This window comes from Pseudomonas alloputida, from assembly GCF_021283545.2.
GTDB lineage: Bacteria > Pseudomonadota > Gammaproteobacteria > Pseudomonadales > Pseudomonadaceae > Aquipseudomonas > Aquipseudomonas alloputida.
This window is the reverse complement of the sequence record NZ_CP128540.1, coordinates 2935362-2950795: the sequence shown is the minus strand read 5'-3', so window position 1 is coordinate 2950795 and position 15434 is coordinate 2935362. Positions and strand designations below refer to the sequence as shown.

Here is a 15434-nt window from a genome sequence, read left to right as displayed (position 1 = left end):
TCGTTGCCGGCGCTGTGACAGGCGGGGGAGCCCCCACCTGCATGCCTGCGTTATAGGCGTCAGCGTTGGATGCCAGCACGATATGCTGACATTTCCCTCTTCTCCACATCCCGTTTGTCATAACGTAACAAGCGCCCAGAGTTGCTGAGCACCAGCAATGTACTGAAGCAGCGCCTTTTCGTTCATCCAGGCCAGCATCAGGACTTCGCCGATGTCATGCTGCTGGGTGATGGCGGGGATCAGCCCCAGGGGGTTCCAGGGTATGTGGCGAAGCACATCGGTCAAGGCGAAGCGGCTTCCCGCCTGTGCCTGCTCAAGGGTAAGGAACATGATTTGCAACCTGCGATAGATGTTATGTTATAACACTTACAACTTAGCAGATTACGCCGCTACTGTTCATCTTTTCCACTTGCGCAGGAGAGACGCCATGACCGAAACATGCCAGAACCCGACCATCGAAACCTACGCCGACACCGAACTGGCCTGCCTGGCAGGTGCCAAAGCGGCGCTCTACCGTTGGGCCGCGACCGTGGCCACACGTGATGTGGATCAGGTGCTGGCGTTGTACGCACCTGATGCGATCCTGGTTCCGACCCTGTCCAACCAAGTGCGTGACTGCGACGACAGCCGTCGCAACTATTTCGAGAATTTCCTCGCTAACGACGGGCTGGTCTGTGACATCCAGTTGTTCAAGAAGCGCGTCAGCCGCAAGCTGGGGACCGTGGTCGTTGGAGGCCAGTACACCTTCGTCTTTCGTGACGACGGCGAGCAGCGGGTAGTGCCAGCGCGCTTCCTGTTCACCTTCGAGCGGATCGACCAGCAGTGGTTGATCACTGGCCACCATTCCTCCATCGAGGCATGAGAGGCATGACCTACTTCGCGAGCTCAACGGGCGCGTTCCCGGCCACGCGTTTGCGCCGTAATCGCGCTGACGAATGGACGCGTCGTCTGGTCGCTGAAAACAGCCTGTCTCGCGATGACCTGATCTGGCCGGTTTTTCTCAAGGAAGGCTCAGGTACACGCGAGGCGATCACCGCCATGCCGGGCCAGGTACGCGTCAGCCTGGCCGAACTGCCGGATCACGTAGGCCGGGCGGTCGAACTGGGCATTCCGGCCATTGCCCTGTTTCCCGCCACTCCAGTGCAGCGCAAAGACAGTGAGGGCACCCACGCCCTCGACGCGGACAACCTGATCTGCCGCGCCGCCAGGTTGCTCAAGGCCACGTTCCCCAACCTTGGCTTGATCGGCGACGTCGCACTGGACCCCTACACCGACCATGGCCACGACGGCGTGCTGCGCCAAGGCCGCGTGGCCAATGACGAGACCTTGCAGGTACTGGCGGCCCAGGCTGTGGTCCAGGCCCAGGCCGGCATCGACACCTTGGCACCTTCGGACATGATGGACGGGCGCATCGGCGCGCTCAGGTCCGCGCTGGACCTGGCCGGGTTCAGCGATGTGCGTCTGATGTCCTACGCCGCCAAGTACGCGTCCGGCTTCTACGGCCCGTTCCGCGACGCGCTGGGTTCGGCGGCCGCGCTCAAATGCGACAAGCGCACGTACCAGATGGACCCGGCCAACAGCGACGAAGCCCTGCGCGAAGTAGCGCTGGACCTGCAAGAAGGCGCCGACATGGTGATGGTCAAGCCCGGCATGCCCTATCTGGACATCATTCAAAGGGTCAAGGCAACCTTTGCCGTGCCGACATTCGCCTACCAGGTCAGCGGTGAATACTCGATGCTCAAGGCAGCGATCAATCATGGCTGGCTGGATCCCCGCACGTTTGAACGCCATCAATGCCTCCAGGATGAGCTGCACGGTAAATGCGCCGCCTGTACTCGCCGTGATGCAGGCGAGGACTGAGCAGAGCCGCACGCATGCGCACCACCCTTTATCATGAAGCTTCCCGATGAGCACCCCTGCCCCCCATACCAACGAAGCCGCGCGGCTGCCCGTCACTGTACTTTCCGGCTTCCTCGGAGCCGGCAAGACTACCTTGCTCAACCATATTCTGAACAACCGCGAAGGCCGGCGAGTCGCGGTGATCGTCAACGACATGAGCGATGTGAACATCGATGCCGCACTGATACGCAAGGGTGGCGCCGAGCTGTCACGCACCGACGAAAAGCTGGTGGAGATGAGCAATGGCTGCATTTGCTGCACCTTGCGCGAAGACCTTCTGCTCGAAGTGGACCGTCTAGCCAAAGAGGGTCGTTTCGACCAATTGGTCATCGAATCGACGGGCATCTCCGAGCCACTGCCGGTGGCGGAAACCTTCACCTTCGAAGGCGAGGATGGCCGTAGCCTCAGCGAAGTGGCACGCCTCGACACCATGGTCACCGTGGTCGATGCCTTCAATTTCCTGCGCGACTACAGCTCGCGCGACAGCCTGCAGGCACGCGGTGAATCGCTGGGCGAGGAAGACGTGCGCACCGTGGTCGACCTGCTGACCGATGAGGAAATGGCCCAGGGACCGGAAGGCTGGATAAAGCTGACCAACCCCTTCCCCGGCTGGAACTGATTCATACGCCTTGCTGCCACGTGCAAGGCTCCCACCACTGGATATACATGATGAGCTCAGCATTACCCGACGTTTCCGTCACCGACCTGGCCCCCAGCCTCAGCCCGCTGCAATGGGTCGGCATGCAGGGTATCGACCTGCCGGTAAGGATCCAAGAACCGACCTACCAGCGTGAGCTGCACGCCCGGGCGGATGTCCAGGTCGACCTGCCGGCACCGCATGTCAAAGGCATTCACATGTCCAGGCTGTATCGCCTGCTGGACGCCTGGGGGCAGGCTGCGGCGGTGTCGCCGGCAAGCCTCTTTGCGCTGTTGCAGGAGATGATCGACAGCCATCAGGATTGCGAAAGCCGCAGTGCCAGGGTGCGCCTGGATTTCGACTTGCTGGTTCGCCGCCCTGCACTGGTGACCGAGGGCCTCTCTGGCTGGAAGTCGTACCCGGTTCACGTGCTCGCCACGAAGGTCGGCGGGGCGCTGAACCTGAGTATCGAGGTCAGGATCGGCTACTCCTCGACCTGCCCGTGCTCGGCCGCTCTCTCCCGGCAGTTGATTGAGGACGGCTTCCTGCGAACCTTCAAGGACCAGCCACTGCTCGAAGTCAGCGCCGTCGCGCAGTGGCTGCGCAGCAACGCGTCGCTGGCGACGCCACATAGCCAACGCAGCGAAGCTCGAGTGCGCGTCACGGTACCTGCCGATGCCCCGGATCTCGGGTTGCTGGCCCTGATCGACCACGTCGAAGGCGCCTTGCGCACGCCGGTTCAGACCGCCGTAAAACGGGCTGACGAACAGGCTTTCGCAGCACTCAATGGGCAGAACCTGATGTTCGTCGAAGACGCTGCGCGGCGTATTCAGGCAAGCCTGCACGGTTACCGCGATAGCCAAGTGCACGTTCGCCACCTGGAAAGCCTGCACCCGCACGATGCTTCGGCCTGGTCCGCCCCGCAGGCCGCTGCGCCTGACCAACAAGAATCATTTGCAACCGGTAATGAACGCTAACCACTAGCGTTACGTTATTACATCTAATAACATGCGCATCCCAACACATGAACATTTCCTCATCAGGATTCATTTGTCAGGTCTGACGCAAGGCGGGCCGCTCTACTCGCAAGGGTTTCTTGTCATCTGTGATGCAGCACGGCCCGAAGCAGGGCGCGGCATCGATGTTGGCATCGAGTGCAGCCTGCACAGCCTACACCGTGGAGCCTGATGGTGTACCCGTTGTGATCCCCTTCGAGCTCGTGGACAGTGCCCAAGTCAGGACGTATCCAACAATGCAACGTTATAGCGTGAAAAACGGAGACTTTACGTGAACCCTCGTGCCCCCCTTCTGGCCGGCCTGACGCTGGGCTTGTTCGGCCAGCCGATTTCAGCGGCACAACCCTTGCTGCTGAACGAAACCTCCATCACCGACGCCTACCTCGAAGAGCGCGCCGACGGGCCGGTGCAAGGCTATCGTGCCAATCGCTCTGCCACGGCCACCCGCACCGATACCGACATCCGCGACACGCCGCAGAGTATCGACGTCGTGCCCGCGCAGGTGATCAAGGACCTCAACACCACCCGCATCGACCGCGCCCTGGACTTTGCTGGCGGCGTCTCGCGGCAGAACAACTTCGGCGGCCTGACTTTCCTCAACTACAGTGTGCGCGGCTTCACCACGGGCGAGCTGTACAAGAACGGTTTCGCCATCAACCGCGGCAGCTACAGCTCGCCGGACACCTCCAACATCGAGCGCATCGAAGTGCTCAAAGGCCCGGCTGCCAGCCTGTATGGCCGTGGCGACCCTGGCGGACTGGTCAACATCGTCACCAAGCGCCCCCAGGCCGAAGCCTTCAGTACCCTCACCCTCAGCGCAGGCAGCTGGGATCGCTACCGCACCGCCCTGGACGCCAACTCGCCGCTGGACAGCGAAGGGAATCTGCTGGGCCGGATCAACCTCGCTGTCGAAGACAACGACAGCTTCCGCGATCATGTCGGCAGCGAGCGCCGTATCGTCAGCCCCTCCCTGAGCTGGCAACTGTCACCCGACACCCGACTGATGATCGACACCGAGTTCTCCCGCACCGAGTCGGTGTTCGATCGCGGTATTCCGGCAGTCAACGGCGAAATGGGTTCGGTCAAGCGCTCGACCTTCCTTGGCGAGCCGAATGACGGCGAGATCCGCAACGACAACCAGACCCTCGACGTGGCGCTGGAACACGTGCTCAACGACAACTGGAAGCTGCGCCTGGCCAACCACTACACCCAGGGCACGCTCAAGGGCAACAGCTCCGAGCCCCAGGCCCTGGTGAGCACCACCATCACGCGCTTCTATCGCGAACGCGACTTCGAATGGAACGACAACATCACCCAGGCCGAGCTGCACGGGCAGTTCGAGCTGGGTGGCTGGCAGCATCAGACCCTGGTGGGGCTGGAGTACGAAAACTACCGCAACAGCCAGAAGTACCCGCAAAGCGCCACGTCCGCAGCGTATGGGCTGGATATCTACAACCCGGTATACGGCAAGCCGAAGCCAGCCATCACCCGTGCCAACGACTTCTTCGAGCACACTGAAAGCTACGCGATCAACCTGCAAGACCAGATCGCTTTCACCGAGCGCCTGCGCGGGTTGCTGGGCGTACGCCTGGAGCGCTTCGAGCAGACCTCGCAGAACCGCACCACGGGTCTCAGCAACAGCCAGGAAAAGGACGTTGCCACACCGCGCATCGGGGTGTTGTACCAACTGACCCCGCAAGTCGGCGTGTTCGCCAACGCATCCACTTCGTTCAAACCCAACACCATCGGCACCCAGGGCCAGGTGTACAAGCCTGAAAAGGGCTTGGGTTACGAGACCGGAGTCAAGCTCGACCTTCTCGACAGCCGCCTGGGCGCGACCATCGCCCTGTTCCATATCGACAAGGAGAACGTCATCACCACCGACGCCCTTGGCGAGAGCGTGGCGGCGGGCGAAGCGCGCAGCCAAGGCCTGGACCTGCAGTTCAGCGGCCAACTGACCGACGCGTTGCGAGTGATCGGCGCCTACGCCTACATCGACGCCGAGGTCACCAAAGGCGACGCAGCCCTGCCCAAAGGCAGCGACTTGCTCGGCATCGCCCGTAACAGCGGCAGCCTGATGGGCGTGTACGAATTCCAGGACGGGGCCCTGCGCGGCTCGGATGTGGGCGCAGCGGTGAACTACGTCGGCGAACGCTCCGGCCAGGCCGGCAGCGACTTCACCCTGGACGCCTACAGCACGGTCGACCTGCTGGCGCACTACAAGGCCAGCGAACAGGTCACCGTCGGCCTTAACCTCAACAACCTGTTCGACCGCAAGTACTACGAACGCTCGTACAACAGCGCTTGGGTGCTGCCCGGGGAGCCACGCAACTTCAGTGTAAGCCTGACCCTGAGCCTTTGAACCGAGGAACCATCATGCATCCATCGCTGAAAGTCGCTTCCCTGTTGGCCCTGATGGTCAGCGTCAACGCAGGCGCCCACGGCCTGTGGACCGAGGAGCGACGTGGCAATATCGAGGCCGTGTACGGCCACGGCGCCGAGGATAACGCCTACAAGGCGGAAAAGATCAAGCGCGCCTGGGCGTTCGACGTGACCGGGAACATGATCCCGGTCACGGTCGAGCGCCTGGCGGATCATGCCGTGCTGCAACCACTTACCCCGCCTGCGGCACTTGCCGTGCTGCTGGACAACGGGCCTTGGTCACAGCGCCCGGACAAGCAATGGGTCAATCAGGATCGCACCCATGTCAAGGATGCGATCGCCTCCACCCACAGCTTGAAATACAGCCTGGCGATCTACCAGAGCGGTGCACGCCTGCCGAAACTGGACATGCTGCGTTTGGCGATCGTTCCCCTGAGCGACCCTCTGCAAGTCGGGCCAGGCAAGACGCTGGAAGTGCAGGTACTGCTCGATGGCAAACCGGCTGCTGATATCCCGCTGCAGGGCGATTACCGGGGAGCCCCTCACCAGGTCAGCGCCACCACCGACAAGCAAGGCCGGGCACGTATTACCGTACGCAATGAAGGACTCAACATCATCGCGGCCCAGGCTACCCTGCCAATGGCAGACGGCAGCCCCGTGGCCCAGCAGAGCCTGTTCAGTTCACTGTCGTTCCTGGGTAAGCCGCACCACGAGTAAACTAAGCGACATACCTCGGCCATGACGGCCGAGGTATGGCAGTTGGAGGCGTTCGGAATGAGTGCCTGCAACCAGCATCCGCACCATGACCATTGGCACAAGCCCGGCTGCGGCCACACGGCAATCGAACACGATGGGCATGTCGATTACCTGCATGATGGGCACTTGCATCACATGCAGGCGATCATGTCGATGAACACACTAGGTCGTTTTTGCCGAGCCCCCAGCGCTAATCGAACAGGTCAACACTTGCGGGCGCTCCGCGGGCGCTACCACCGGGGCAGCAGGCATCCGGTATTGGTTCTCCCACTTCGCCACCACCAGAGGCGCCAGTGCGTTGCCCAAGACATTCAGCGCCGTGATCGGCATGTCCATCAAGCGATAGACTCCGGCGATGAATGCAATACCTTCCACAGGCAGGCCGGCACTGGTCAGCGTAGCGGTCAAGATCACGAACATGGCCCCCGGGACGCCGGCTGCGCCCTTGGAGGTCAGCACCATGATGATGATCAGCATCGCCTGGTCAGCCAAGCTCAGGGGAATTTCATACAGCTGCGCGATGAACAGCGTACCGATGCCCACGAACAGCGATGCGCCATCCAGATTGAAGGAATAACCCGTAGGAATCACCAACGTAGCAATCGAACGCGGCGCACCGTAGGCCTCGACCTTTTCAATCAGCTGGGGCATGACAGTCGCCGAGGCGGCAGTACTGAACGCCAGGATCAACTCATCCTTGATCGCATTGATCAGGTCGAAGATGTTGATCCCGGCAACCTTCGCGATGCCGCCCAGCACGACTACGCCGAACAGAATGACCGCGACGTAGGTGACGGCAATCAGTTTTGCCAGAGGCAGCAACGCGGAAAGCCCGAAGTTGGCGACCGTCACGCCGATCAGGCCAAAGATCCCGATGGGTGAGTAGTGCATCACGATATGCGTCACCTTGAACATCGTCGCGGAAATGGCATTGACTACCGCGATCAACGGCATTTTCTTCTCTTTGTCCAGAGCACTTAGCCCAAAGCCGAACATGACCGAGAAGAACAGGACAGGCAGCAGCTTTCCTTGCGCCATTGCACCGACGATATTGTCCGGGATGATGTTGAGGATGACTTGACCAAACCCAGTGTTCTCCGAGGTAGACGGAAGCGAGAGCGTTTGGGTGTTTGCCAGGGTCGTCAAGTTGGCACCTACGCCTGGCTGCGCAAGATTGCCAACCAGCAGGCCACACAATTGCGATGCTGGTCACGACGAAGAAGTAGAACAGGGCTTTCACCCCGACCCGCCCTATCGCCTTGCTATCACCATTGCCTGCGATCGCGCCGACCATGCACGCGAATACGAGGGGTACGACAATCATCTTCATCATCTTGATGAAGATGTCGCCGACGGGTTGTAAAAGGCTGCTGATTATCCAGGCTTTATACTCGGGAAAGAAATTGAGAAGTGCCCCCACTACAACCCCGAGCACAAGACCTGCAATAATTCTAGTCACCAGACTAGTCTTTGCCATACGTCCTCCAGTTATTATAATTTGGACTGTACATTGGCCGGCAAAAATGCCAAACACATCGTTGGAGCCTGTTATTTTTATTGAGTGGCCACTCACCGATACACGCCTCTTATCTCACGCAGACAAAGCGGGAGGCGCGTCCCGAAGGTTTATGCCAATCAGGTGGCAAATACACCTTCAAAGTCCTTGAACCCTTTGATCTCGATCGGGTTGCCACTGGGGTCCAGGAAAAACATCGTTCGCTGCTCCCCAGGTTGGCCCGGGAATCGTACAACCGGCGGTATGTCGAACTGCACGCCATGAAGCGCCAGGCGGTCTGCCATCGCGAACCAGTCATCCAGATGCAGCACCAAGCCGATATGCGGCATCAACACTTCATGGTCGCCGACTTTACCAGTACGGGTAGTTGGAAAAGGAACACCTTTGTGAAGCGAAATCTGGTGACCGAAGAAATCGTAATCCACATAAGTTTCACTCGTGCGGCCTTCTTTGCAGCCGAGAATGTTACCGTAGAAGTTACGAGATGCTTCGAGATCTGTAACATGGTATGAAACATGAAATAACGATTTCATAACTGACCTCTTTGGTTTCTGATAGAACTTTCGGGGAGGTTAGCGTAGCCTCGCGCAAGTGCTAAAGCGCATTTTTCCATCTCTCAGCGAAAGGAAATGTTTTGGACACTCGATTTCTCGAAAGCCTGATGGCAGTGATAGAGACTGGCTCGATTGCAGCGGCGGCTCGACGGGAAAACCTGACAGCACCTGCAGTCAGCCAGCGTATACAAGCCCTCGAGAAATCGCTGGCGTGCGAACTCCTGAACCGAAGCGCACATGCTGTCGAACCTACCGAGAAATGTCTGTCGTTGCTGCCGAAGATTCGAGATCTGATCCAGGGGGCAGCAGAGCTGAAAGAGGATCTGGACACCAGTAGCCTGTCGGGGTATCTCAAGATCGGTGCGATCTCTACAGCGTTGACAGGCATATTGCCAGAGGCCATGAATCAGCTATCAAGCATTGCCCCGCAACTGAGGCTACGCATCACGCCAGGGGACTCGCGCAGTCTTTACGAACAAGTAGCCTGCGGAGAGCTCGATGCGGGAGTCATGGTATGTCCGCCCTTCAGCGTCCCCAAAAGCATTCGTATACAGGTTCTTCGAGAAGAACCCCTGATGCTTTTGACCAAAGACCCCGTTGACAAGCGCGACATCCGCTCGACGATTCTTGGTCGAAACCTGATTCGATATGACTCACATGCCTGGGGTGGGCAGATTGCCCAGCAGTACTTGAATGACAATGACCTGCAGCCCGATGTCCTCTGTAATCTGGATGCGCTGGATGCTATCTACATCATGGTCGCCAAAGGCATGGGGGTGTCTGTTGTCCCACTCTGGGCGGGATTGAAGACTGACGACCTACAGGCAACGCCAGTGTCGGACGCTGACAGCTACATGCGCCAGGTAGTCCTGCTTCACAAGGCCAACCCCAGAAGGCCCAAGGCGGTGGAGGTTTTGAAGGTACAGCTTATGAATAACTGCAGCTCCCCATAAGGGCCTACACTCTCGGCAACAGGAGGTGTTCATGATAGCTCGCTGGCGTTGGTTGGCTACGCGAATTGCCAAGCGTCTCTGGTTCAGAGCAACGCTTTTCTCCCTGTTGGGGGTGGTTACCGCGCTACTGGCCATGGTGTTCAAGGATGCAGTGCCGGTCAGCTTGCCTGCACGTATCGGTGCAGATGCCGTTGACAAGATATTGGGCATCATCGCCTCCAGCATGCTTGCCGTCACGACGTTTTCGCTCAGTACAATGGTCTCGGCCTACAGTGCCGCCAGCAGTGGCGTAACCCCGCGCGCCACTTCGTTGGTCATGGAGGACGCCACGACCCAGAACGCTCTGGCGACCTTCATCGGGTCCTTTCTCTTCAGCCTCGTCGGCATCATTGCACTGAGCACCGGAGCCTACGGTACACAAGGTCGTGTAGTGCTTTTCACCGTGACGATTGCAGTGGTGGTCCTGATCATCTACACCTTGCTGCGCTGGATTGATCACCTCTCCAAACTAGGGCGCGTAGGCGAGACGATCGACCGTGTCGAAAAAGCAGTGATCAAAGCCATCGAGCAGCGTGTTGAACACCCGTTTCTGGGCGCTGCAGCCTACCCGCCTGACCTCAAGCTTCCTGGGGTAACCCATGAAGTGAAAAGCCGCCAGACCGGCTATGTACAGCACATCGATGTCCTCACGCTGAGCAAGATTGCAACGCGCACCGAGATTCGAATTTTCCTCGAAGTTCTGCCTGGCACCTTTGTACATGAGGGTATGGTGGTGGCACGGGCCTTGGCCGTGAATGGCGAGCCGCTCGATGACACTGGCGCGCTGGACATCGAGATGCTCGCTGCCGTGACCGTCGGCCTCAGGAGAACGTTCGAGCATGACCCGCGCTTCGGGCTTTCGGTGTTGTCAGAGATCGCCTCGCGAGCGCTTTCTCCAGCGGTAAATGATCCCGGTACAGCCATCGACATCATTGGCCGCGGCATTCGCTGCCTGACGTGTTGGGGGAAACTGCATCCCGTGGCGCAAAGCACGGATAACAAATGCCCGCAGGTCTATGTTCGTGCACTGCTGGCGGATGACCTGTTTGACGATTTTTTTGCGCCGATCAGCCGGGACGGCGCGGCTTTGCACGAGGTCAATCTGCGCTTGATCAAAGCCCTGGTCAGCCTGGCGCGCATCAATCCCCGCGCATTTCAACCCGCCTGCAGCCGGCATGCCGCGCGCTTGCTTGCACACGCGGGCAGTGGGCTTGTACTTCAACAGGACAAGGACGAACTCCGCGCGCTCGCTGCCGAACTCATCGGTGTTCAATAAGTCTCGTGCGCCTGTACCCGATTGAATATTCGTGCTTGAAAAATCACCCTGTTCAGATGCATCAGAAGATGTAGAATCCCTCGCCAACCTCCCAACCTGATCATTCAGTTTTCACGCCGAGTCCCGCCATGAAGCTGGCCCACCACACACGATCACATGTCGCCTGGGTGCTGTATTTCAGCATCCTGTTCGTCTCGTTGCTGTGCGCCATGGGCCATGGGCAAATGGCCGGGTTGCGCCTGGCTGGTATGGATGATGCCGCCTGGTGCACGGCCGACAGCAGCGGCATGGTCCAAGGTGAGCAAGACTTCAGCGATCCGACCCTGTCTGCCGGCGGTGACTGCGTGATCGCCAGCCTGTTCAGCGCCACACTGCTGGCCGTCTTTTTCGGCCTGCTGACCCTGCTCGCCGGCGAGCCGGGCAGCCCCTTACCCAACCAACCTCCGCCACGCCTGCCCAAGCAGCGCTGGCCACTGGTCAATCCCCGCGCCTCTCCCGCTTCGCTTCTCGCGTTCTGACATCGCCACGTCCCCGTGCCGCCTGATCGGCAGCGGGCGTGTGCTCACCGATTTCAGCCAGGAAGCCTTGCATGTTCCGCATGACCACTTTGGCGCTGCTCGTTGGCAGCGCAACCTGTGCCTGGGCGCAGGATGACACCCTGACCCTGCCGGCCAGCAATGTCACGGCCACAGCCAATCAACCCAAGGAGGCAACCAGCCTTGACCTTGATCGCCCCATCGAAAGCGGCTCGCGGCTGAACCTCAGCGCCAGGGAGAACCCCGCTTCCATCAGCGTTGCCGACCGCAAGACCATGGAGCGCATCGGCGCACGTAACTTCCAGGACGCCGCCAATGCACTGCCCGGGGTTAACGCCTCGGCTCCGCCCGGCTGGGGGGGATATGTGGCGTACCGAGGGTTCAACGGTGCCCAGATCAGCCAGTTGTTCAATGGCATCAATTTGCAGTATGGCGGCGCGGCGCGCCCGGTGGGCGCCTGGATCTATGACCGCGTCGAATTGCTCGGCGGGCCGTCCTCCTTCCTCAACGGCAGCGGCGCTGTCGGTGGCAGCCTCAATTTCATCACCCGGCTGGCAAGCCGTGACGAAGACACCTTCGAAGGGCGCGTCAGTTATGCACGCTACGACACCATGGAAACGTCGGTTGCCTTCAACAAGGCGCTGAACACGGGCGACGGCCCACGCCACCATGCGCGCCTCGACTACAGCCGCACCAGCACCAACGGCTATATCGATCGCCAGGAGAATGGGGCCGGCAACCTGGCCTTCTCGCTGCTTAGCGACATCAACGAGAAGCTCTCGCACACGCTGGCCATCGAATACCTGGAAGAGCAAGAGGACAGCCCTTACTGGGGCACACCGGTATTGCAGCCACTGGTCGGTACCTTGCACATCGACAAGCACAACCGTTTCAACAACTACAACGTCGAAGACGGTCGCTACGAGCAGCGCACCCGGTGGCTGCGCTCGATCACCGACTACCGCTTCGACGACAACACCCAACTGCGTAACACCTTCTACCACTACAACGGCCAGCGCGATTACCGCAATCTCGAGGTGTATCGCTACAACGCCGACAACAGCGCCATCGCTCGCTCAGGCGGCTATCGCCAGCGGCACGACCAGGAGGTCAACGGCGACAAGCTGGAGCTGACCCACCAGGGCCAGTTGTTCGGCCTTGCCAGCGACTGGGCGTTCGGCATGGACTACAGCACCAACCAGCAAACCAACTACCCGCTGTCCAAGGGGGCGTTCGACACGGTTGACCCGAACGGCTTCGAACCCGGGCACTTCCTCGATATCCCCGGTATGGACGCGCCCATGACCAAGGGCAGAACCACCACCACCGACACCACCTCGGCCTTCGTCGAGAACCGTACCCGCCTGACCGATCAACTATCATTGATCACCGCGCTGCGCTACGACCATATCGACTTCGACGTGGTCGACCATGTGGCGCGAGCCAGGCTCGACCGACGCTGGGACGCCATCACCGGTCGCCTGGGCCTGGTCTATGACCTGACCTCCAACGTCACCCTGTACACCCAATACAGCAACTCGGCCGAACCACCAGGCGGTACCCTGACCAGCGCCTCGATCAGCCAGGTCGGCGACTTCGACCTGAGCACCGGCCGTCAGGTCGAGGTAGGCAGCAAGTTCGACTTCCTCGACGGCCGCGGCTCGGCGACGGCAGCGGCGTATCGCATCGTGCGCAAGGATATCTCCGTGCCCTCCTCGACCGTGCCCAACACCACCGAGCAGGCGGGCCAGCAGACCTCCACCGGCATCGAGCTGGCAGCCTCCTTCAAGGTCACGCCCAAGCTGCTGGCGGCGGGCAACTTCAGTTGGGTAAATGCCGAATACGATGAATTCAACGAGACCATCGGCGGCGTGGTGTACTCGCGCAAGGGCAAGAACCCGGTCAACATCCCCGACCGCGTGGCCAACCTCTGGTTGACCTACGACCTGGCGCCCGGCTGGCAGGTCGGGGCCGATGCCCGCTATGTCTCATCGGTGTACGCCAACACCGCCAATACCGCATGGGTACCGTCGTACACCGTCTACGGGCTGTCCATGACCCACGACCTGGACAAGCACGTGCAAGTCAGCGCGCGGCTGCGCAACCTCACCGACGAGGTGTATGCCCGCTTCATCCACCAGACCAACACCCAGTACTACCTGGGTGAACCGCGCAGCCTGGAAGTCGCTGTGCAGTGGCGCTACTGATGAGCGTGAAGCGCCAGCTGTACCTGCGGCACCGCTGGCTGGGCATCGTCGCCTGCCTGTTCATGGCGCTATGGTTCGTCTCCGGGGTTGTCATGCTGTACGTCGGCTACCCCAAGCTGACACCGGCCGAGCGCCTGGCCCACCTGCCGGCTTTGCCGGCGGGGTGCTGCGCCGAGTTGCCCGAGCATTGGGCGCAACAGCCGCTGAAGGCGCTGCGCCTGACCAGCCTGGGCGGGCGCGCGCACCACCTGCTGGAACTGGCCGACGGTCGCCGCGTCATCCTCGATGCCGCCAGCGGCGAGCCTCTGGCTCGGGCCGACGCAGCCTGGGCCCTGGCCAATGCCCGGCAGTATGCCGGTGAGGCCGGGCTGGCTTACCTGGGCACCGTGGACGAGGACATGTGGACCCACTCCAGGGCATTGGATGGCGACCGCCCCTTGCATCACGTGCAGGTAGACGATACAGCCGGCACCTGGCTGTACCTGTCCAGCCGCACCGGCGAAGTGGTGCGTGACGCCACCGCCCAGGAGCGTGCCTGGAACTGGGTCGGTGCATGGCTGCATTGGCTCTATCCGCTACGGGGCGGGTTCGGCTTCGACAACGGCTGGCGTACCCTGGTGATCGGCCTGTCCCTGGGCGCAACGGTCATGGCGCTCCTGGGCATGACCGTTGGCATACTGCGCCTGCGGCTGCGCAAGCGCTATCGCAGCGGCTCGTGCAGCCCCTACCCTGGCGGCTGGCTGCGCTGGCACCACATCGGCGGGCTACTGTTCGGCACGGTGCTGGTGCTGTGGGTATTCAGCGGACTCATGTCGATGCGCCCCTGGGGTGTGACCGACAGTCGTTCGCAGCTGGCCCCACAGGCGCTACGTCAGGGGCCGCTACGCGCGATGGATATCGGCCAGACGGTTGCCCAGGCCATGGCCAGCCTGGGCCGGGAGCCTGGGTTCAACCCTGTCGAAATCCAGTGGCAACGCCTGGGCGGCGACACCTTCCTGGTTGCCCGCAATGCCGCCGGCGATAGCCGGATTCTGGAAGCCGGCGCGCCGCCGGCGCGGGCATTGTCCGAACAACGCTTGCTGACAGCAGCCCGTGCGATGGCGGCAGGCGTCGTGGTACAGGCCAACTGGCAAGGGCACTATGACGCCTACTATTTCACCCGTGACGCCCAGAGCATGTACGGCTTCCAGAGCCGCCCACTGCCGGTACTGCGCCTGCGCTTCGACGACCCCGCCAGCACGTGGGTCTACCTCGACCCGGCCAGCGCAGAAGTGGTCGCCAGCCACGATGCCAGACAACGCGCCGGTCGCTGGCTATTCAACCTGTTGCACAGCTGGGATCTGCAGCCACTGCTGCAAAGGCCGGTGTTACGCGAAGGCCTGATCATCGCCTTGAGCATCGGCGGCCTGGTGGTTTCACTCAGCGGCGTCGTACTAGGCTGGCGAAGGCTACGCAGAATGACCGCTCGAGTTCGCGGTTGAGCCTCCTTTCGTGTTTCGCAGCGGCCTGAGCGAGTGCCGCTGATCACTGAAAAAACAAAAGCCGGGACGGTAATGCGCCCCGGCTTTTGTTTGAGCCGATGAAAACCCTGCCAAGAGTAAAACACCGGATCAGCTTCAACGTAGCACGGCACCTGCAAGCCGCCACCCTGCGACGGTTCGCC

The 15434-nt window shown here is 60.8% G+C and carries 12 protein-coding genes and 2 pseudogenes; 11 read left to right on the top strand and 3 right to left on the bottom strand.

Annotated elements, in window-relative coordinates; genetic code table 11:
- Positions 1-117 precede the first annotated feature (117 nt).
- Positions 118-330, bottom strand: a complete 213-nt coding sequence (locus LU682_RS13420) for a phosphoribosyl-AMP cyclohydrolase (protein ID WP_051122565.1) — start codon at positions 328-330, stop codon at positions 118-120.
- A gap of 97 nt (positions 331-427) precedes the next feature.
- On the opposite strand from LU682_RS13420, the gene LU682_RS13415 reads away from it, so the two are divergent.
- The 6 genes and pseudogenes from LU682_RS13415 (at position 428) to LU682_RS13390 (ending at position 6651) form a co-directional block, all read left to right on the top strand.
- Positions 428-862 (top strand): DUF4440 domain-containing protein, encoded by a 435-nt coding sequence (locus tag LU682_RS13415; RefSeq protein ID WP_049587855.1) that lies wholly within the window; start codon positions 428-430, stop codon positions 860-862.
- A gap of 5 nt (positions 863-867) precedes the next feature.
- Complete coding sequence (gene hemB, locus LU682_RS13410; RefSeq protein WP_232014143.1) at positions 868-1860, top strand: porphobilinogen synthase; 993 nt, start codon at positions 868-870, stop codon at positions 1858-1860.
- Positions 1861-1906: 46 nt separating this feature from the next.
- Positions 1907-2455 (top strand): annotated as a pseudogene (locus LU682_RS13405) (GTP-binding protein); the annotation flags it as partial.
- Positions 2456-2568: 113 nt separating this feature from the next.
- Positions 2569-3513, top strand: a complete 945-nt coding sequence (gene folE2, locus LU682_RS13400; RefSeq protein ID WP_049587854.1) for a GTP cyclohydrolase FolE2 — start codon at positions 2569-2571, stop codon at positions 3511-3513.
- 310 nt (positions 3514-3823) lie between these two features.
- A complete protein-coding gene (locus LU682_RS13395) occupies positions 3824-5914 on the top strand; it encodes a TonB-dependent siderophore receptor (protein ID WP_010954204.1) in 2091 nt (696 codons plus the stop codon).
- A gap of 14 nt (positions 5915-5928) precedes the next feature.
- Entirely contained in the window at positions 5929-6651 is a 723-nt protein-coding gene (locus LU682_RS13390; RefSeq protein WP_010954205.1) for a DUF4198 domain-containing protein, read from the top strand.
- Between the two features lie 201 nt (positions 6652-6852).
- Here the strand turns inward: LU682_RS13390 and LU682_RS13385 are convergent.
- Positions 6853-8167: pseudogene (locus LU682_RS13385) on the bottom strand (cation:dicarboxylate symporter family transporter).
- Between the two features lie 158 nt (positions 8168-8325).
- Positions 8326-8739, bottom strand: coding sequence for a VOC family protein (locus LU682_RS13380; RefSeq protein WP_010954206.1), 414 nt, complete (start codon positions 8737-8739; stop codon positions 8326-8328).
- Positions 8740-8840: 101 nt separating this feature from the next.
- Here LU682_RS13380 and LU682_RS13375 point away from each other — a divergent pair, with 101 nt between their 5' ends.
- From LU682_RS13375 to LU682_RS13355, 5 genes are all read left to right on the top strand, one after another.
- Positions 8841-9713 (top strand): LysR family transcriptional regulator, encoded by an 873-nt coding sequence (locus LU682_RS13375; protein WP_049587849.1) that lies wholly within the window; start codon positions 8841-8843, stop codon positions 9711-9713.
- 31 nt (positions 9714-9744) lie between these two features.
- A complete protein-coding gene (locus tag LU682_RS13370; RefSeq protein WP_049587847.1) occupies positions 9745-11028 on the top strand; it encodes a DUF2254 domain-containing protein in 1284 nt (427 codons plus the stop codon).
- A gap of 128 nt (positions 11029-11156) precedes the next feature.
- Positions 11157-11546, top strand: a complete 390-nt coding sequence (locus LU682_RS13365; protein WP_060489237.1) for a DUF2946 family protein — start codon at positions 11157-11159, stop codon at positions 11544-11546.
- Positions 11547-11617: 71 nt separating this feature from the next.
- Positions 11618-13771 (top strand): TonB-dependent receptor, encoded by a 2154-nt coding sequence (locus tag LU682_RS13360; protein WP_049587844.1) that lies wholly within the window; start codon positions 11618-11620, stop codon positions 13769-13771.
- Positions 13772-13776: 5 nt separating this feature from the next.
- Complete coding sequence (locus tag LU682_RS13355) at positions 13777-15252, top strand: PepSY domain-containing protein (protein WP_232914896.1); 1476 nt, start codon at positions 13777-13779, stop codon at positions 15250-15252.
- Positions 15253-15434 lie beyond the last annotated feature (182 nt).